The following is a 19,107-nucleotide window of genomic DNA, read 5'->3' as shown; positions in this document are numbered from 1 at the left end:
CCGATCCGACCCCAAGGTGATCAAAACTGTCTGCTGCCAGGGAAATTTCCGCTGAAATCCGGCGACCGCTGGACGTCGCCGCCGAGCTGCTCGCTCTGCTCGCCGACACGAAAACCGAACCGCGCCCCGACGACCAGCTCGAAGCCTTGACACTGGCCGTCTCCGCCGATCTGCCGGTGCTGCTGTGGGGCGAGCCGGGCATCGGCAAGACCGCCGCGCTGAACCAGCTCGCCGAAGCACTCGAACTGCCGTTGACCACGGTGATCGCCAGCGTGCACGAGCCGTCCGACTTCTCCGGCCTTCCGGTGGTCGGCGACGACCCCGCGGTGCAGGGCGTGCCGATGGCCCCGCCGGACTGGGCCGTGCGCCTGGTGCGGGAGGGCCGGGGGCTGCTGTTCCTGGACGAGCTTTCCACCGCACCGCCCGCCGTCCAGGCCGCGCTGCTGCGGGTCGTGCTCGAGCGCCGGGTCGGGGCCCTGCGGCTGCCGCCCGGCGTCCGGATCGTGGCCGCCGCCAACCCGCGTTCCTCCGCGGCCGACGGCTGGGAGCTGAGCCCGCCGCTGGCCAACCGCTTCGTGCACCTGCAGTGGAATTACGACCACGACGTCGTGGTGCGCGGACTCGGCGGGACGTGGCCGAAGGCGGCGCTGCCCCGGCTGGACCCGGTGCGGCTGCCGGACGCGGTGACGTTCGCCCGCCGCGCGGTCTGCGGCCTGCTGACCGCCCGGCCCGGTCTCGTGCACCAGCTCCCGAAGAGCGAATCCCGCCGCGGCGGTCCCTGGCCTTCGCCGCGCAGCTGGGAAATGACCCTGCGGCTGATCGCCTTCGCCACCGCGGCGGGCGCCTCCCGGGAAGTGCTGTCGATGCTGGTGCGCGGCACGGTCGGCGACGGTCCCGGCCTGGAGCTGCTGGCCGGTCTGGACCGGATGGATCTGCCGGACCCGGAAACCTTGCTCGCCGACCCGCGGGCGGCCGTCCTGCCCGAACGCGGCGACCTGCGCCAGACCGTGCTCGACGGCGTGGTCGAGGCAGTGCGCAAACGGCCGGACCAATCCCGTTGGAACGCGGCGTGGTCGCTGTTGGTGCTGGCGTTGGAAACCGGCGCGCCGGATCTGGTGGTCGTGCCCGCCACGACACTTGCCGCCCTGCGCCGCGACGATTGGCAGGTCCCGCAGGCGATCGAGCGGCTTTCCGGTGCGGTGGCCTTGTCGAAGCGGGCAGGTGTGCAGTGATGGACGAAGAGAAGCTCTACGCCGCGCGACTGTATGCCGTTCGGCAACGACCGTATCTGGCGACTGCGTTGTTCGCCTTGCACGTGGTGGAGTCACGGCGAGTGCCGACGATGTCCGTCGACCGCCACTGGCGCTGCTACGTGTCGCCGGGGTTCGTCGACCGCATGCCGCTGGAGGAGCTGGCCGGGGTCTGGGTGCACGAGGTGTCCCACCTGCTGCGCGACCACCACGGCCGCAGCGACCGGTTCGCCGCGAAACACGAACTGACCGGGCCGGGGGAGCGGTTGCGGATGAACATCGCCGCGGACTGCGAAATCAACGACGACGTATTCGGCGACGGGCTGCCCCGGCCCAAGGACGCGGTCGAGCCGGAAGCGCTCCGGCTGCGCGCAGGACAGCTGATGGAGGATTACCTGACCCAATTCCGGCTCGGGCCGTACACCGCCGGTTACGCCTGGCTCGACTGCGGCAGCGGCGCCGACGGCCTGCACCGCGACTGGGAGCTTGGCCCGGACGGCGCGCACGCGCTCAGCGAGCAGGAACGCGACGCGGTGCGTTTCCGGGTCGCCCAAGGCATCACGGGCAACCCCGGCACCGTTCCGGCGGGCTGGAAACGCTGGGCCGAGGAGGCGTTCCACCCGCCGCAACCGTGGCGGGAACTGCTGGGCGCGGCGCTCCGGTCCGCGATTTCCGGTGCGGGAGAGGATTACACCTACGGCCGCCCCGCGCGCCGGTCGGCCAGCCTGCCCGGCGTCGTCCTGCCGAGCCTGCGCCGCCGGCCGCCGCAGGTCTGCGTCATCGTCGACACCTCCGGTTCGGTGAGCGACGCCGAACTGGGCAGCGCGATCCTCGAAATCGCCGCGATCGTCCGCGCGGTGGGCGGCCGGCGCGATCTCGTCTCGGTGCTGGCGTGCGACGCCGCCGCGTATCTCCCGCAGTTGTGCCGAGCGGAGGGAATTCCCTTGCTGGGCGGCGGCGGAACGGATCTGCGCACCGGCTTCGCCCAAGCGCTGAAGGGAAGCCCCCGTCCGGACGTGCTCGTCGTATTGACGGACGGCCAAACCCCTTGGCCCAGCGCGAAACCGCCGTGCCGGACGGTGGTGGGCTTGTTCCGCCGGGAGCATCGGGTGGACGAGAACAATCCCTACTATCGGCCGGAGACTCCGCCCGCGTGGGCGAGGGTGGTCACCGTCGGGTGAGCCGGCGTCGAAGAAGGTGTTTCACCGGCCTCGACGCGTGCCCGAGCCGCCGCGGTTCGGGCACGGCCTCCATGGGGTCGACAAGTCGGTCTGCTCAGTGACGCGAGCGCGGGACCATCTGCCGAATTTCCCGTCCGGGAGGAGTGCCGGTACCGCAACGCGGGGTACCTCGACGTCGCGCTGCCGCCGAATGCGGAATACGGCAGCCGGCCGCACTGCGCGAAATCGGCCACCGCATTCCCCGGCCCCGGATTAATTGGGCGGGCAAAATATGCGACACTGCTCCAGTTGAATCCTCAACCTGCTACGCAATATCCGCGAGTGAGTGCGCGAATGTCCGAGTTTATTGGGTCGTGATCGGTGTGTTCATCTGTTGTTAACCTTCCCGTTCCTGTCTGGTTAACCTTGCCGGGGTCACCATAGTCCACCATGTCCTCCCTCGCCCCGGCTAGTGAAAGTGCTTTCCCCGCACCGTTGGGAGACCCCCTTTCTCGCGAGGAACGCGCTATTTGTGTCCGCCTCCAAGAATCCGAAGACATCGCGCCGGAAGGGCTCGCGGAAAAATACGCGGAATGCCTTCCGGAAGCCCGCAGGGCGACGATGTCCCGGCTGCTCTCCGCCTTGGTGCGCGAGGGCCTGCTGAGAACGGACCGGGCGCGCGAACGCGGCCTGGAACCAGCGCTGCGCCAGGCGACGGCGACCGGTCGGCTGGTCCTCGCCGGTCCGGTCCGGCTAAACGGTCGGGAGGTCGCCGACCCGTTGCGGCTCCTGGACTTCCTGGTCGAGGAGCGGCTCTGCTCCGGCGACCGCGACGTCTGGGAACGGCTGCGCGCCGAGCTGGCCGACAGCGTCGCCGGCCACGCGCTGTCGCTGGCGGCCGCGGAGGTCTTCGCGGCCGAGCTGCGCGATCGGGACGATTCCGGCAACGGGAACGGAACCCGGCCGTTCTCGTCGCTGGTCGCCGCGCTCCGCGATTCGGGCGAGGAAGGGTCGCTGCTGATTCCCTTCGAGCGAATGGTCGCGGAGGGGCATCCCCTGCATCCGGTGGCGAAAATGAAAGTCGGGATGTCCGCTGAGGACACCGTCCGCTATTCCCCGGAATTCGGCGCGCAGTTCGGCCTGCCGCTGGTTTCGGTTTCCCGGAGCGCAGCCACCGGGGCGAACGGCCTCGATGGTTCGCAAGCCTTGCTGAGCGAAGCCTTTCCGCGAACTGTGGCCGCGGCAACGGTGGAGATGCGCGCGGCGGGGCTGATTCCCGAACAGCGCGTGCTGATTCCCGTCCATCCGCACCAGCGTTTCCACGCCCTGCCGGTCCTGCACGCCGACGCGCTCGCCGACGGCACGGTGACGCCGCTGCGGACCCGGATCCCGGCACGGCCGCTGATCTCGGTCCGGACCCTCTCCGCACGCGAGACCGCGGCGAGCACGGGGCTGCACGTCAAAACCGCGCTCGAAGTGCAGCTCACCAGCGCCGTCCGCGGGGTCTCGCCCGCCGCGGTGCACAACGGCCCGCGCCTGTCCTCGCTGCTCGAACGGATTGTCGCCGGAGACCTGGACCTGGCGCTCAGCACGCCGGACGGGCGGCCCCGGTTCGCGGTGCTGCGAGAGCTGGCCAGCGTCGCGTACGTGCCGCCAGACCCGCCGAACCCGCCCGATCCCGCCGCCGCGCAGGCCCGGCGCCGTTCGCTGGCCGCGGTCCTCCGGGAAGACAGCGAAGACCTGCTCGGCCCAGACGAACTGTCGATGCCGATCGCCGCGCTGTTCGCGAAATCGCCGTTGACCGGTGCCAGCCTCCTCCACGATCTCGTCGCCGAAACCGCGTCGGTCACCGGAGTTTCGCTGAGCGAGGTGGCGCGGCAGTGGCTCACCGCGCACGTCGAACGCTGCGTCCCGCCGGTGCTGACCCTCCTCGTCCGCTACGGCATCGCGCTCGAACCGCATCCGCAGAACACCGTTCTGGTGCTGAAAAACCGGTGGCCGCACCGCGTGCTGCTCCGCGATCTCGGCGCCGCGCGCCTGCTGGAATCCCGGCTCGCCCGGCGGGCCATGAGCGGCGAGTTCCTGCCCGGCTCGCCCCTGCTCGCCAGCGATCCCGCGGCGTTCCGGGCCAAGCTGTACTACCCGCTTTTCGGCCACCATCTCGGAGAACTCGTCGCCGAGATGGCGAACGCGTCCGGAATCTCGGAGGAGCGCCTGTGGCCGGTGGCGGGGGAGTGCGTGCGGCAGACGTTCCACCGGCTCGCCATGTCCGCCTGCTGCCCCGAAGAGGCCGAGGACGCCCGAGCGGACGCCGAAGCGTTGCTGACCGGGCCGTGGCAGCACAAAGCCCTGCTGACGATGCGCCTGAAGAACCTGGTCACCGACCAGCAGTACGTCGAGGCGCCGAATCCGCTCGCCGCCGGGGACCGGGAGCCGGAACCGCCGGACCTCAACGAGGCGGAACGGGAGATGCTCGCCTGCCTGCGCGAGCGCCGCCCGGAACTCGTGCGGCCCTGGCTGGACGAACTCGCCGGGGCCAGGCTGAGCACCCTCAACGGCGCCTGCGGCGCGCTGCTGCGCGAGCGGAGATCGTTGTCCGCCAAGCGCATCACCGAAACGGTCCTGCCGGGCACGGGGACGCCGCCGGTGTCGCCGAGCGTTCTCGCGCTGCTCGGCACGGGCACGGGACGGCTGATCTCCGTGACCTTGCGTTCGGGACGGCGGCTGGCCGCGGTGTGCGAGCGGGAAAGCGGCTTCGGGGCCAACGAAGTGGTGAGCCCGGTGGTGGTGAGCGACGGCGTCGAGGTCCGCGCCATCGGCCGTCCCGAGCATCTGGTCGACGCCGTCGCCTCGTCCGGCGGCGAGATGGATTGGACCGCCCTCCGCGACGATCTCGTCGACTCCGCGCGCAACCTCGCCCTGTCCCGCGCGTGCGTCCGGCACCGGACCGCGGCGGCGACCACCGACGAGCGCGCCGTTTCCGACCGCGTGCTCGACCTGGACGCCGCGTGCTCGGAAGGGCATTCGATCCACCTCGCCCCGCGGGTACGCCGCGGCTTCACCCCGGCGGATTCGCTCGCCTATTGCCCGGAAAGCGCTGACACGGTCGGCATTTCCTTCGTCGCGGTGCGCAAGGATTCCGTGCATTCGACCCCCGATCCGTCGGGCGCGTCGGTGGGCACGATCGTGGCCGACCACTTTCCCGCGACCGCCGCGCGCGCCATCGACGGGCTCGCCGCCCGCGGGCACGCGCCCGCCGAGTACGAGCTGATTCCCGTGCACCCGTGGCAGCTGCGCAGCCGGCTGGCCGCCGAATACCCCGAGGAACTGGCGACCGGCACGGTCGTCCCGCTCCCCGAAGCGCAACTGGCGTGCCGCCCGACCGTGTCGGTGCGCACCCTGGTCACCGCCGCCTCGGGCAGGCACGGACGGCGCCTCACGGTGAAAACCGCGCTCGACGTCCAGCTCACCTCGCGGCGGCGCACGATCTCGCCCGCCACCACCGACAACGGCCCGCGGATGAGCCGCCTCCTGCAGCGCCTGCTGGCGGACGACCCGAGCACGCGCGGCCGAGTCGTCTGCGTCCCGGAATTGGCCGGGATCGCGTTCGCCCCGCCGCCCGGCTCCGCGCCTTCGCGAGAACGCGGCCTTTCCGCGCTGCTCCGGGCGGATCCCGCCGACTACGCCGTCCCCGGCGAGACCGTCCTGTCCGCCTGCGCCCTGCGGGGAGCGGCTCCGGACGGAACCGTGCTGGCGCAACTGATCCGGGACCGCTCCCACCAGTCGAAGGCTGCGCTCGCGTTCTTCGACCGCTACGCCGAGCTGATGCTCGCCGCGGGACTGCCGTTGCTGTGGCGGTACGGCATCGGCCTGGAAGCCCATCTGCAGAACACGCTGCTGGTGGTGCGCGACGGCTTGCCGGTCCGCGTCCTCGTCCGCGATTTCGGCGGGATCCGCGTCCACCAGGGCCGGCTGCGCGAGGCTGGCCTCGAGTTCGTCCCGCACCCCGGTTCGATCACCTTCTCCGACGACCTCGACCACGTCCGGAGAAAGGTGTCGTACGCGCTGCTGCAGGCCAATATCGCGCCCGTGGTGACGATGTTCGCGACGACCTGGGGCCTGCCCGTCGAGCAGCTCTGGGCGACGGTCCGCGCCGCGATGACCGGCCTGCTGGCCGACCTGCCCGCGCACCTGCTCGCCCGGGCGTCCGCGGACGTGGCGTTCCTGCGGACGTCCCATCTGCCGCAGAAAGCGTTCGGGCTCATGCGCTTGCTGGACGCCGACCACGACATCTACCTGCCGCAGGCAAATCCGCTGCACGACGCGGGCGGCTCCGTGCGATGACCGCGGGCACCGCCGGACGGCTGCCGCTGCGCCTGTTCCTGGCCGGCACGCTGTCCTCCCGGATCGGCGACACCGCGGACCTGGTCGCGCTCAACTGGTACGTGGTCGAGCAGACCGGATCGGCCACCGCGCTGGCGACGGTGAACGTGGTGCGGCTCGCGCCCATCCTGCTGTTCACCGCGCCGGCCGGCTGGCTCGCCGACCGCTACGACAAACGCCGGTTGCTCGCGGGTCTGCGCGTCGCGCTCTTCGTTTCGACGCTGTGCCTGGCCTGGATCGTCACCGCGGGCGGCCCGCTGTGGCTGGTGTGCGCGATGGTGTTCGCGCGAGCCTCAGCGGGCAGCGCCGAACCCGTGCTGAGACAGACGCTCCTGCCGCTGCTGCGCGGAGGGCGGCCGCTCACCGCCGTGATCGCCATGCACTCGGCCTGCCTGAACGCGGCGATGGTGCTCGGCCCCGCGGCCGGCGCGCTCGTCCTCGCGGTCAGCTCCGTCCCGGTCGCGTTCTGGTTCAACGCTTTCTGCACGCTCGTCGCGCTCTGCTGCCTGACGCTCTTGCCCGACCCTGCCGCGGCGCCTGCTCCGGCTCCGGCGCCGCCGGGGGAGTCGGTCTGGCGGCTGCTGCGGCAGAACCCGGCGATGCGCCGCCAGATCGCCCTCGCGATGGGGCCGATGCTGTTCGCTTTCCCGTACACCGCGATGATGCCGCTCCTGTCGAAGGACCTCTTCCACGGCGACGGAAGCACCGCCGCCCTGCTGCTGACCTGCGGCGCGGCCGGCGCGCTGGCCGCCTCGACGACGATGTCCCGCCGTCCGCCGTCGAACCCCGCGCGGCTGGCCGCGATCGGCGCGGTGCTCCTCGGCTGCGCGCTGCTGGTCCTCCTGCTGCCCAGCGGCCTGAGCGGAACGCCCGCCGCGGTCGGCGCGGGCGCGACGATGGTGGTGGTCGGCCTGGTCGGCCAGTGCTACCGCACCGCCAACCGGGCCGCGCTGCAGGCGACCGCCCCCGGCAACCTGCTCGGCCGGATCATGGGCATCGCGAGCACGGACCGGGCGATGATCCCGGTCGGCACCGCCGTGCTGGGACCGCTCGCGGAACTCGCGGGCACGCGGGCGATGGTCGCGTTCATGGGCCTCGGCTGCGTGGTGACGACGTTGCTGACGATCCGGGGCCGCCGGAGCCCGCCGCGGCCGGAACCCGGGCTGGCCGCGGCGTGACTCCCGGGGCTCGTACCGCCGCCCGGGTGAGGAAGGGTTGCGCAAAACGGGCGCCCCGAAGGTATGTTGACGGCAGCGCAGGTCAGCCAGGCAGTTCACCGCAGAGGACCAGCCAGCGAGGGGGAATTGCGACAGTCCGGCTGGCGCCGCGTGTTCCCGGTCCCCGCCCCGCGTCTCGCGAGGAGGGAACGAAATTCATGCACAGCAACGCCCCGCCCTTGAGCCTGACCGTCGTGTGCCCGGCCCGCCGTCCGGCCACGACGCTGACCCGCACGGCGGAGTCCACCGTGGTCGCCCTCGCCGGGGACCTCGACGCCGCGGACGTTCCCCGGCTCCGCCGGATCGTGTCCGGCGAACTCGGGCTGCGGCCGCCCAACCTGCTCGTGGACCTGACCGACGTGCCCTTCTGCTCGGCGCGGGTCCTGCAGTTCCTCGCCGAACAGGCCGCGGACGCCCGCGCTGTCGGGGTGCGGTTCGCGGCCGTCGCGCCGCACCGCGCTGTCCGGCGGCCGCTGGCTTTGCTCGGCCTCGACCGCGCGCTCCCCGTCCTGCCCAGCCTCGGCGCGGAAGCAATTCCGGCGCAGCCCTCGCGTCGCCAGGGCATTCACCGTCCGTGAACCTGCCTCACCAGGGTGGCGGATTGCGCCACCTGGCCCAGTGCTAGCCGCGAGCACAGCGGGTATCCCCACCCCATGAACCGGATCGCCGACAAGGTCGCCCGAGGCGAGAAGACCGACACCGCCCAGCTGCTCGGCCGGGCGGGGATGGCCTGTTACGCCCTCGTCCACCTCATCCTCGCCTACCTGGCCGTGCGGGTCGCGTTCGGCGCGGGCGGGCAGCCCGACCAGAAGGGCGCCCTGCAGGAGGTCGGGTCGACGGCGCTCGGCCAGGTCGTGCTGTGGGTGCTCGCCGCCGGCCTGGTCGCGTTCGGACTGTGGCAGTTCCTCATGGCCGCGACCGGCTACACCTGGACCAGCGGCGGCAAGCGGACCCGCAAACGGTTCGGCGCCGCCGCGCGCGGGATCGTCGTGCTCGCGATCGGGGCCACGGCCTTCCGCCTCGCCGCGGGCACCGGCGGCGGCGGTTCGAGCGACCAGACCCAGCAGGAGTTCACCGCGAAACTGCTCCAGTTGCCCGCCGGCCCGGCATTGGTGGTGGCCGTCGCCGCGGTCGTGCTCGGCGTCGCCGTCGCGGCCGGGGTGAAGGGCGTGAAGCAGACTTTCCTCGAAGATCTCGACCTCACCGGGCTGCCCGGCAAGACCCGCCGGTGGGTCGGGCGGCTGGGCAGCACCGGGTACCTGGCCAAGGCGGTGGTTTTCGCCGTGACCGCGTTCCTGCTGGGCTTCGCCGGTTTCCGCTCCGACGCGAAGCGAGCGGGCGGGCTGGACGCCAGCCTGAAGACCCTCGCCGCGCAGCCCTTCGGGGCGGTGTTGCTGACCGTGGTCGCGTTCGGCCTGGCGGCGTTCGGGGTCTATTGCCTGGCCGCGGCGTGGGCCCATCGGCGCTGACGGGCCTCGCTGGTCAGGGGGTCCCGGCAAGCAGGTCCACTACGTCCTCGCCCCGTCCTCGTTCGGCAAACCGCCGCCGTTGCCGGTCCGCTCCGCTGCCTTCAGCGCACAGTTGCGCCGTCGCCTCCCGCGCGAACTCCAGATCCCCGGCTGATTCCAGCGCGCCCGTCGTCAGCTCGATCAGGTCGGCGAGCACTTCCTTCGTCGGCGCCAGGTCGCCGCTGCGCGGGTGCGGGCAACAGCCGCTCACGCCGTCCCGCGACGCGCGCCAGAGCTGGGCGCGCAGGACCTCGTTCGGCAAGTCCGGCGGGGGACCGTCGTCCGCCAGCGCGGTGGCGACGAGGCCGCGCGCCAGCACGCCGAGCAAGACAGCTTCCTCCGGAGTCGCGGCGACGTCGGCGATGCGGAACTCGATGGTCGGCTGCTTTTCCGAAAGCCGGACGTCCCAGTAGACCATCCCGCGGTCGAGGATCGCGCCCGAGCGCAGCCACGCGTCGACGATGCTTTCGTACTCGTCGAGCGACGCGAAGCGCGGCGGCGGCCCGGCCGACGGCCAGCGGCTCCACTGCTGGTAGCGCCAGCTGCGGTAACCGGTGTCGTAGCCGTCGGCGATCGCGGAATTCGCGGTCACGGTCAGCAGGACCGGCAGCCACGGCCGGATCCGCCCGAGCACCTGGATGCCGGTCTCCTTGTCCGGGATCGCGACGTGCACGTGGCACCCGCAGGTCAGCGACGTCCGCGCGGTGGCCCCGAAATGCTCGCCGATCCGCTCGTAGCGCGGATTCTCGGTGACCTCCGGCAGGTCCTCCGCCGACACCGGCGGGGAGGCCGCGGGCAGCAGCCTGCGGCCTCGCTTCCGGGCGGCCGAGGCCAGGTCCTCGCGCAATTCGCGCAGCCGCCGCAACGCCTCGTCGCGCGTCCGGCAGACGTCGGTGGCGATCTCCGCCTGCGATTGGATCAGCTCGTGCTGCAGCTCGCCGTTCTCGCCGCCGGTTTCCGCGGCGCGGTCGACGACGTCGTCTGCCTGGGCCAGCCGGCCGTCGCGGTCGACGACGAAGAACTCCTCTTCGATGCCGAAAGTCAGCTCGTCGCCGGTCTGGTCGTTCACCGATGTTCTCCTGTGGTCCGGGGGCATCGGAGTACCCGGCCGGCCCCGTGCGCAAACGACGTTTTCCCGGCCGGGAAAGGGGTAATCCGCATCCCAGGAAACAGCGGGCGGCCGATCCTGCGCTGCCCGCGCCCGGACCGCACTGTGAGGACACCGATGTCGACCGACGCGATCGTGCTGCTGAAGAACGACCACAAGACGGTGGAAAAGCTGTTCAAGGAGTTCGAGAAAGCGGGCGAGAAGGCCTACAAGAAAAAGCGGCGCATCGTCGACTCGATCATCGAAGAGCTGACCGTCCACGCGTACCTCGAGGAAGAGATCTTCTATCCGGCGGCCAAGGAAGCCGTCCCGGAGACCAAGGACCACGTCCTGGAGAGCGTCGAGGAGCACCACGTCGTGGTGTGGATGCTCTCCGAACTGCTCGACCTGGACCCGGAGGACGAAACCTTCGACGCGAAGGTGACCGTGCTGACCGAAAACGTGCGCCACCACGTCGAGGAAGAAGAGGACGAGTGGTTCCCGGAGGTCCGTTCGGCCATGGGGCGCAAGCAGTTGCGGGAATTGGGGCAGCGGATGCTCGACGCGCGGCCGGACGCGCCGAAGAATCCGCTGAAACTGCAGAGCGCCCACGCTTGACCGCCATTCCGGGCCGGACGCGGGGAAAGGGTTCCGCGTCCGGTCCGGCCGGCGGCGATTGTCCCGTTTTCGCGGTCTTCCCCTGCTGCCCGGCGTAGGGGTGCCGCCGCCCCCGCCGCGTTCCTAACCTCGGAACGAGCCGCACGGAGGGGGACGAGCGATGCGTCCGCTGACTACGAGAACGTTGTCCGCCAAGGAATTCGCCGATCTCAAGCACACCGTGGCGCTCCGCTCGTCGGCGCGCCGGGCCGTCGCCGAGGACCCGGCTTACGCCACGCCGCTGCCGAGGGAACTGTGCCTGCAGCTGACCTACCGCTGCAATCTGCGCTGCAGCCACTGCTATCAGTGGAGCGAACAGGGTTTCTTCCGCGATTTCGGTCCCGCCAAACAACGGACCGAACTCGACGTGGATATCGTCGCGAAACTGCTGGACGCCACGGAATCCGTACGTTCGAAGGTGTTCGTCTGGGGCGGCGAACCGTTGCTGCACAGCCGGTTCGGCGACATCGCCGAGCTGCTGAGCCGTTCGCCGCGCACGGTCACCGTCTGCACCAACGGCTTGCTCTTCAAGCGAAACCTCGAGCACCTCCTGAAGCTCGGCGAACAGCTCAACCTGCTGGTGAGCCTCGACGGCCTCGGCGCCGACCACGAGGAACTGCGCGGCCGCGGCACTTTCGCCCGGACCACGAAAAACATCGAGCTGATGCTCGGCCTGAAGCGCGAAGGTGGGTTCGCGGGCGAGGTTTCGGTGAATTGCATGGTGTCGCACCGGACCGTGCACACGATGTACGAGTTCATGGAATGGGCCGAAGACCTCGGCGTCAACACGGTCTACTTCCAGTTCCCGTGGTACATCAGCCCCGAGGTGGCCGAGGCCATGGACCGGGTCTACGCCGAGTCGTTCGCCTGGCTGCGGCCGGACACCGGCACCGCGCGCCCGACCTGGCATTCCTACACCTACCGGCTGCCTCCGGAATGCCTGCCGCAACTGCGCGAATCGATGGCGCGGCTGGCGTCCCGGCGGTGGCGGGTGCGGATCCGCTACCAGCCGCAGCTCGAACCGGACGAGGTCGAGGACTTCGTGCTCGGCACGCCGAAACCGGCGCAGCACCGCAGCAAGTGCCTCGCGGTGTCGAACCGGATGGAGGTGCACGCCGACGGCAACGTCAGCTCGTGCAAGTTCTTCCCGGAGTTCGTGGTCGGCAACCTGTACGAGACGGACCCGGTCGCGTTGTGGCACAACGAATCCTTCCGCGAGGTCCGCCGCGTCCTCGGCGCGAACGGGATGATGCCCGTGTGCTCGCGGTGCGTCCTCCTCTACCTCAACGGAGTGTGAGCACCGTGGCGGATCTCGAACGCAGGGTCACTGAGGTGCTGGTCGCCGTGCTGGACAACGGAACGGCGGCCGAGGAGATCGGCCCGGACGCCGACCTCGTCGACGACTACGGGCTCGACTCCCTGCAGATGATCTCCTTCCTGCTCGGCGTCGAGGACGCACTCGGCGTGCAGCTGGACTACGAACACCTCGAACTCGACGACCTGCGCGTGTTCGGCCGGTTCACCGGGTTCCTGCGGACGCTCGCGCCGTCATGACCGCGACGGCGCGCTTCGGCACCTTCGACGCCGAGCGCTGGTGGCGGCCCGCGGACCTGGCCGTCCTGCCCGCCGCACCCGGCGGCGGCGCGGCCGACGACATGGACGAACTGCTCGCCGCCGCGTGTTCGCCGGGCGACCTGCTGGTCACCCGACGCGCTCCGGCGCGGGAGATCCGCGAGTCGCTGGCCGCCTGCGGCATCGAGTTCGACCACCACGCGGTTCCGGCCCCGCCGGGAACCCCGATCGAGCGAGCTGTCGACGCGGAAACTCTGACCGGATCGCCGGAGATCGCTCCGTACGCGGTACTGCCGGACACCGTCGCGCTGGCCGCTCGGCTCGGACGCGCCGACCGGCTTCCGGCCGCGGAAACGGTGGCCGAGGTCAATTCCAAGACCTGGTCGAATGCGCTGGTGCAGTCGCTCGGGCTCCCTGGCGCGGGCGTCGTCGTGCGGTCCGCAGCCGAACTCGCCGCGGCGGTCGGGACCCGGCCCAGCGTCGTGAAAGACCCGTACGGAGTCTCTGGCCGCGCGACGCTGGAGGTCGCCACGCCCGGCGTGCTGCGCGCCGTCACGCGCACGTTGGCGGCTCAGCAAGCCCGCGTCGAACTCCTGGTCCAACCTCGCTACGACCGGCGCACGGACTTCTCGGCGCATCTACTCGTCGCCCCAGAGCGGTGGGAACTGCTTGGCGTGCAAGTGATGCACAACCGCGGCTACCGCCACGCCGGGTCCGAGCCAGCCCCGGACGAACTCCTCGCCGAACTGGCCGCGGCCGAATACGACGAAACGCTCGCCGCGGTCGCCGAAGCCCTTGCCGCGGCGGGCTACCGAGGGCCGGCGGGCGTGGACGCGATGGTGCTAGCGGACGGGACGCTCGTGCCGGTGCTGGAAATCAACGCACGCCAGTCCTTGGGGTTGCTTTCGCTGCTGCTGGACCGCCGCGTCCGTCCGCACGGCCTGCGCTGCCACCTGTGGCGGTTCGACCTGAAAGTCCCGCCCGGCAAGGGAATCAGCAACCTCTTCGCCGCGCTGCGCCAGCTCCGCTATCGAGGAGGTGCCGTTCCTGGCGTCGTTTTGGTCGGCGGCAGCGGTCTCGCCGCACCGGGCGGCCGGATCTACTGCGCGCTGATGGCCCGCCCCGGTGAGAGCGCAGCCGTGCGAGCCGGCCTGCTCGACGCGATCTCGGCGGCCGGAATGGAGACCCGATGATCGCCGACGTGCTCGCGGAAGCCGGGGTGCGGCAGGCGGAATGGACGCCGCTGACCGGGGCGACCTTCAACACCGCCTACCGGGTCCGGCCGCCCGGCCTGGTCGTCAAGGTCTCCCCGCCGCCGGACGCACCCGCGCTGACCTACGAACGCGGCCTGCTCCGTACCGAAGCGCTGTTCTACGAAGCGGCCGCGGCCGCCGTGCCGGTTCCGCGCGTGGTGCACACCGACTTCTCCGGACGTCTGGTCGACGGCGACGTCCTGGTCATGACCGAACTCCCCGGGACCAGCTGGGCCGCCCGGTGCGTGCCTCCCGCGGAACGCGCCGCGCTGCGGACCGAACTCGGCACCCTCGCGGCCCGCCTGCACCAGGTCACCGGCACCGGATTCGGCTATCCCCGCAGGCTCGCGCCGAGCTGGCGCACCGCGTTCACCGGGATGCTGGACGCAGTGCTAGCCGACGCCGAACGGTTCGCCGTCGCACTCCCGCTCGAACAGATTCGCACGACGCTGGTGGCGCACGCCGACGCCCTGTCCGAGGTGCGGACCCCGGTCCTGGTCCACTTCGATCTGTGGCCCGGCAACATCCTGCTGGGCGACTCCGGGATCACCGGCTTCGTCGACGGCGAACGCGCGTTCTGGGGAGACCCGCTGGCGGACCTCGTCTCCACGGCCCTCTTCGGCGACATCGAACGCGACGCCGACTTCGTGCGCGGATACCGCGAAGCAGGCGGTGAGCTGGTTTTCGACGCCGCGGCCCGCGTCCGGCTCGCGCTCTACCGCTGCTACCTGTACCTGATCATGCTGGTCGAGACGGTGCCGCGCGGAGGCGGCGCGCCCGTGACGAGCCAGCTGGCGTCCGCGCATCTGCGCCGGGCCTTGACGTTCCTCGGGAGGCCGTCGTGATCGAAGTCCTCACTTCCGGCGTGGCACTCGGTGTGCACGTGCCAGGTCTGCTGCTGGCTCAGCGCCTGCGCGAACGCGGCGCGGCCGCCGACGTCAGCGTCCTAGAACGACTGCTGCCGCCGCACAAGCTGGCCACCACGGCCGAGATGAAGTGGGCTTTCCACCGCGATTTCCGCCTGGCCAAGGCCGGGCACCGCCTCGCGACCGACCCGGCCGCGGTGACCGATCCGTCGGCCGAAGCGGAACTGTTCACCCGCTGGGACACCGAACAGGTCGAGACTTTCGTGCTCTTCTCCGGATTCTGGCTGCCCATCGTCGAGCGCTACCTCGCCCGCGGCCGCGCGGTACGCGTGGTGCTCTGCCACATCGACGCCATCGCCTCGCCGTCCTTCCGGAAAGCCGCCGGATGGCAGGTGCCGCACGAGGATGTCTTCCTGGTGGACGGCGCATCGATGACGGTGCCGTGCAGCGTGCCGGTGAGCGCGCGGCCGCCGCTGCCGTGGGCGGAGCGCGAGCCCCGGCTGTACCTGCACGGCGGCGGCTGGGGGATGGGCACCTACCGCGAACACGTCGCCGCACTGGCCGGTGCCGGGTTCGCCCTCGACGTCCTGGCCTACCGGGAGTCCGATGTGGACCCGCGAGCCGGGATCCGGCACTTCCTGCTCGATCCGGACTGGCATCCCTGGTACGACAACGGTTTCCCGCCGTTCCGGCCAGCAGGCCGCGAGAGTTACTCCCGCGGCGAGGCACATCCGGATTCCTTCGAGCTGGTCCGCTCGGCGCGGGCGATGGTCAGCAAACCCGGCGGCGGAACCTGCCTGGACTCGTTGTGGGCCGCGACGCCGTTGCTGCTGCTGGAGCCGTTGGGGGCCGCCGAAAAACGCAACGCGGAGGTATGGCAGCGACTCGGTTTCGGCCTCCCTTACGAAACTTGGCGGGACAGCGGCTTCTCTGGTGAACTGCTCGCCGAAATGCACGGCAACCTGGTGCGGGCGCTGCCCGGCATCGCCGACTACTCAGCGGAGCTGGCCGCGTGAACACCCGCCCGCTTTCGGTGTTCCAACGGGTGATGCTGGACTACGGCCCGGAGTTCACCGGGGAGTGGTTCACCATGAACGCCGTCCTCCGGTTGAGCGCGTCCCTCGACCCGGCCGTCCTGTCCGTCGCCTTGACGAAACTCGTTGCCCGGCACGAAATCCTGCGCACCCGGGTGACCGACGGCGTCCAAATGGTGTCGCCGCCCGGCCCGCCGGTTTTCGAAATGTGCCGCGACGCCGCCGACTGCCTGCACGCACCGGTGCCGCCGGAATCCGGACCCCTGGTGGTCCGCCTGGTGCGCGGCGATCCCGACCTGCTCGCCGTGCACCTGCACCATCTGGTCGCCGACCCGAGCACGGTCTGGGCCACCTGCCGGGAACTCGCCGCGCTGTACTCCGCCGAACTGGGCGGGGCCGCGCCGCCCGGGCCAGCCGCGCAATACGGCGACTACGCTGCCGCCGAAGACCGGTTGCGCCGGAACACGGAAGCCGCGGATCGGGCCTGGTGGGAAACCGCGATGGCCCAGGAGTTCGCGTCAGTCCGGAAAGACGAGACCTGCGCACCGTACGCCGAGCGCGCGACCCTGCTGCCGAAGTCCGGGCTGGACGCGGTGCACCGCTTCGCGCGAACCCACCGCACGACCCCCGCCACCACGCTGTTCGCCGCACTGGCCTGCGCGATGCGCCCGCACACCGGGCCGGGACCGCTGGTGTTCACCACGGTATTCGGCCTGCGGGACCGTCCGGAGTGGCGCCGGATGCTGGGTCCCTGCCTGCTCACCGCCTACGTCCCGCTCCCGGCCCCGCCGCCGCGGCTGACGCCGGGATACGCCGTCGAGGTCCGCGACGTCCTGCGAGACTGCCGCCGTCGCTGCCGCTTTCCGATGCCGGAAGTCCGGTCGTTCCTCGCCGCCTCGGACCCGGTGCCGTTCTACGAATACGTTCCCGACGACTGGCCGGAGCCGTACGCGTTCGGCCCGGTCACCGCCCAGGTCGTCGCGGCCGCCGGACCCAAGGACACCCGCGCCCCGACGACCCTGGCGATCCGCTCCCGCTCGACCGCCGAGGGCACCCTGACCGCACATGTTTCCTCCGCCGGACAAGGCTGGACCCGCGAACGCGTCCGCTCGCTGTGGCCGGCCGTGGCCGAACAGGTCTTGACGGAGTCCACAAAGGACCCGCTCAGGTGAGTTCGCTGGCAGCGCCTTGGCCGCAGTGTTGACCTCGATGCGGTCGCCCCAGGTGTTCAGCACGGCGACCGCGAATGTCCGGGACTCGATGCGGACCAGCCCTGCCTGACCGCCCACGCCGCGCCGGGAACGCCCGCGGAATGCCGAAATGCTTCGCGGAGCCCCACTGGCCGGGGTCGTCGGGCGGCGAGGTGTGCGCGAGCCCAGCTTCTCGGTCTGCCGCCGGACAATCGCCGGTCCGCCGAGTCGCTGCCGCGATCCGCCTGGCCGCCGGTTCGGGCCGCACCGAATGGCACGCCGCGTGCGCGATGGTGGTCAGCAGCGGTCAAACCTCCCGCGACGGCGATCCCCACTCGCATCTTTATCGACGCGAACTCCTTCGGCAACGGTCCGCTTCCACGGAAGCGGGAGCGCTCCGAAGGCAGGGACGCCGGGGGAGGGCAGGGATCGTCCGAAGAGTCCGTCCATTCCGGCCGGTCGACGGACAACCCCGGCCGGGCATCGGCATCCGGCCGACCCGCACGGTGCTGAGCTGCGAAAACCCGAAGGCCGAGGGTCCGCACACACCGACAACGGCGAAAGCCGGAGGACGTCCAGCCACGTCTGGCTGCCCGATTCCGCCGCCGTCGTGCCGAGGTTCAGTCGGTTTCCGGCTGCTGCCACGTCCGTCCGGCCCGCTGGGCCGCGAGCTGGATCTCGTCGCCGACCTCCTGCCAGTTCTGGTCCGTCGGGTCGTGGTCGCCGATCCACGTGCGCCGCGGCGTCGCGAGGGCACCGCCGGCCGGCTGCGGTTCTTCTGTCATCTGAGTCATGATTCCTCCGTCTCCGGGAGAAGACCACCTCGGATTACCCCTTCCGGGGCCCCTGAAACGGGTATGCGTTTGAGATCGGCCGGGCTGGGTAGGCGAGGCGCGTGCGGAGATCGTCGGCCGCGACGTGTTCGCCTCCGACATCATCCTGATGTGACCGGGCGCTCAACCCCGGCGTGCTGGCCGAGGCCGAGGACCCGATGGCGGTGCACGCGGACGGCGCGTTCTTCTCCACCTGCGGCAGTTCGCTGTCGGTCAAATCGGCGATGCTGCCGGTCGCGGAGCCCGGCGAGGAGCTGCTGATTTCCCGCAACGCGCACAAATCCGTGGTCGCCGGGCTCGTCCTCAACGGCCTCCGGCAGCCAAGGGAACGCTGCTCGTCACGCCGACCGATTACGGTTCCTGCGCCGACCTCCGAGGCGTCGCGCGGAGCTGCCACGACCGCGGCGTGCCGCTGATCGTCGCCGAAACGATGAGCCCGTATCCGCCGGGCGTCCGGCCGTGCTGCCCGGCGAGGTCCTGACCCGCCCCGTGCTCGACTACCTGCGAAGCGGCGTCACGGCGGGGATGTTCTTGCCCGATCCGGAGCTGCGCCGCGTGCGGGTCGTCGCCCGTTGAGATTGCCTCGGACGGACGTGGGTAATCCCGGGCCCATGACGGAATGGGATCACCGGCTGCCCGTCGTGCGCGATCTCGACGAGCTGGTCTCGGCGTTCCGCCGGGCCGGCGAAGACGATCTGTACGTGCGCTGGTCGCGCGGCCCGGACGCGGACCTGCGCTCCGGCGAGGAAAGCCGCGACGGGCTCACCGGGATGCTGCTGCCCGGCCTGTCCGCGAACTCGCTGGCCCGCCAGCCGTGGTGGCGGGACCGTTCGCTCCGGCTGTGGCTGGCCCGGCGCCTGCACGACTACCAGCACCTCCGCCAACGCGGCGGCCCCGGAGTGCGCCCGTGGCTCCTGCGAGGCCGCGAAATCGCGCGGGGCCCGGACAACGAGCCGCTGATCGTGGACGCGGAACCGCTGGCCTGGATCGAGGACGCGGTAATGCACGAAGCGCGGCGGCTGGTGGAAGAGGAGGCCCCGGCGGAGTGGGGGTCTATGGACCGGACACCGTGTCTCGCTGCGTCGGCGAAAGTCCGT

Annotated in this window: 16 protein-coding genes and 1 pseudogene; 15 read left to right on the top strand and 2 right to left on the bottom strand. The window is 71.1% G+C overall.

The features are described from left to right. The first annotated feature begins 44 nt into the window (after nucleotides 1-44). The 6 genes from SSMG_RS23155 to SSMG_RS23130 all read left to right on the top strand — a co-directional run bounded on the left by SSMG_RS23155 (nucleotide 45) and on the right by SSMG_RS23130 (nucleotide 9,479). Nucleotides 45-1,232: a MoxR family ATPase gene (locus tag SSMG_RS23155; protein ID WP_037714582.1), complete on the top strand. Its 1,188-nt coding sequence runs from the start codon at nucleotides 45-47 to the stop codon at nucleotides 1,230-1,232. Then, nucleotides 1,232-2,431: a VWA-like domain-containing protein gene (locus SSMG_RS23150; protein WP_009079949.1), complete on the top strand. Its 1,200-nt coding sequence runs from the start codon at nucleotides 1,232-1,234 to the stop codon at nucleotides 2,429-2,431. Before SSMG_RS23155 ends, SSMG_RS23150 begins: the two co-directional genes overlap by 1 nt. 600 nt (nucleotides 2,432-3,031) lie before the next feature. Beyond that, nucleotides 3,032-6,754 (top strand): IucA/IucC family siderophore biosynthesis protein, encoded by a 3,723-nt coding sequence (locus tag SSMG_RS43720; protein WP_050788259.1) that lies wholly within the window; start codon nucleotides 3,032-3,034, stop codon nucleotides 6,752-6,754. Beyond that, nucleotides 6,751-7,971, top strand: a complete 1,221-nt coding sequence (locus SSMG_RS23140; RefSeq protein ID WP_009079946.1) for an MFS transporter — start codon at nucleotides 6,751-6,753, stop codon at nucleotides 7,969-7,971. Before SSMG_RS43720 ends, SSMG_RS23140 begins: the two co-directional genes overlap by 4 nt. A gap of 197 nt (nucleotides 7,972-8,168) precedes the next feature. Beyond that, nucleotides 8,169-8,588 carry an STAS domain-containing protein gene (locus tag SSMG_RS23135; protein WP_009079943.1) on the top strand — a complete coding sequence of 140 codons (420 nt, stop codon included), beginning with the start codon at nucleotides 8,169-8,171 and terminating at the stop codon, nucleotides 8,586-8,588. Nucleotides 8,589-8,663: 75 nt separating this feature from the next. Continuing rightward, nucleotides 8,664-9,479, top strand: a complete 816-nt coding sequence (locus tag SSMG_RS23130; protein WP_037714579.1) for a DUF1206 domain-containing protein — start codon at nucleotides 8,664-8,666, stop codon at nucleotides 9,477-9,479. A gap of 13 nt (nucleotides 9,480-9,492) precedes the next feature. Here SSMG_RS23130 and SSMG_RS23125 read toward each other — a convergent pair whose 3' ends face one another. Next, on the bottom strand, nucleotides 9,493-10,587 hold the full coding sequence (locus tag SSMG_RS23125) for a glutamate--cysteine ligase (protein ID WP_037714577.1): 1,095 nt from the start codon (nucleotides 10,585-10,587) through the stop codon (nucleotides 9,493-9,495). 156 nt (nucleotides 10,588-10,743) lie between these two features. On the opposite strand from SSMG_RS23125, the gene SSMG_RS23120 reads away from it, so the two are divergent. The 7 genes from SSMG_RS23120 to SSMG_RS23090 all read left to right on the top strand — a co-directional run bounded on the left by SSMG_RS23120 (nucleotide 10,744) and on the right by SSMG_RS23090 (nucleotide 17,159). Beyond that, a complete protein-coding gene (locus tag SSMG_RS23120; protein WP_009079939.1) occupies nucleotides 10,744-11,223 on the top strand; it encodes a hemerythrin domain-containing protein in 480 nt (159 codons plus the stop codon). Nucleotides 11,224-11,383: 160 nt separating this feature from the next. Next, on the top strand, nucleotides 11,384-12,559 hold the full coding sequence (locus SSMG_RS23115; protein WP_009079936.1) for a radical SAM protein: 1,176 nt from the start codon (nucleotides 11,384-11,386) through the stop codon (nucleotides 12,557-12,559). Nucleotides 12,560-12,564: 5 nt separating this feature from the next. Then, nucleotides 12,565-12,816: an acyl carrier protein gene (locus SSMG_RS23110; RefSeq protein ID WP_009079934.1), complete on the top strand. Its 252-nt coding sequence runs from the start codon at nucleotides 12,565-12,567 to the stop codon at nucleotides 12,814-12,816. Further along, entirely contained in the window at nucleotides 12,813-14,027 is a 1,215-nt protein-coding gene (locus tag SSMG_RS23105; RefSeq protein WP_009079932.1) for a hypothetical protein, read from the top strand. Before SSMG_RS23110 ends, SSMG_RS23105 begins: the two co-directional genes overlap by 4 nt. Beyond that, nucleotides 14,024-14,932: a phosphotransferase family protein gene (locus SSMG_RS23100; RefSeq protein ID WP_009079930.1), complete on the top strand. Its 909-nt coding sequence runs from the start codon at nucleotides 14,024-14,026 to the stop codon at nucleotides 14,930-14,932. Before SSMG_RS23105 ends, SSMG_RS23100 begins: the two co-directional genes overlap by 4 nt. After that, nucleotides 14,929-15,969 (top strand): hypothetical protein, encoded by a 1,041-nt coding sequence (locus SSMG_RS23095; RefSeq protein ID WP_009079929.1) that lies wholly within the window; start codon nucleotides 14,929-14,931, stop codon nucleotides 15,967-15,969. The genes SSMG_RS23100 and SSMG_RS23095 overlap by 4 nt, the downstream gene beginning before the upstream one ends. Further along, nucleotides 15,966-17,159 carry a condensation domain-containing protein gene (locus SSMG_RS23090; protein ID WP_009079927.1) on the top strand — a complete coding sequence of 398 codons (1,194 nt, stop codon included), beginning with the start codon at nucleotides 15,966-15,968 and terminating at the stop codon, nucleotides 17,157-17,159. The genes SSMG_RS23095 and SSMG_RS23090 overlap by 4 nt, the downstream gene beginning before the upstream one ends. A 638-nt stretch (nucleotides 17,160-17,797) precedes the next feature. Here the strand turns inward: SSMG_RS23090 and SSMG_RS45535 are convergent. Then, complete coding sequence (locus SSMG_RS45535; protein WP_159396482.1) at nucleotides 17,798-17,971, bottom strand: hypothetical protein; 174 nt, start codon at nucleotides 17,969-17,971, stop codon at nucleotides 17,798-17,800. Nucleotides 17,972-18,141: 170 nt separating this feature from the next. On the opposite strand from SSMG_RS45535, the pseudogene SSMG_RS23085 reads away from it, so the two are divergent. Together SSMG_RS23085 and SSMG_RS23080 are read left to right on the top strand one after the other, a co-directional pair. Beyond that, nucleotides 18,142-18,437: pseudogene (locus tag SSMG_RS23085) on the top strand (ornithine decarboxylase); the annotation flags it as partial. 184 nt (nucleotides 18,438-18,621) lie between these two features. Continuing rightward, nucleotides 18,622-19,107 (top strand): DUF6098 family protein (locus SSMG_RS23080; RefSeq protein WP_009079923.1); only part of this gene is annotated, 486 nt, incomplete at its 3' end.

Origin of the sequence: Streptomyces sp. AA4 (assembly GCF_000158875.1) — a bacterium.
Classification (GTDB): domain Bacteria; phylum Actinomycetota; class Actinomycetes; order Mycobacteriales; family Pseudonocardiaceae; genus Amycolatopsis.
The sequence above is the reverse complement of the archived record's forward strand: the minus strand, read 5'-3'. Positions and strand labels throughout refer to the sequence as shown.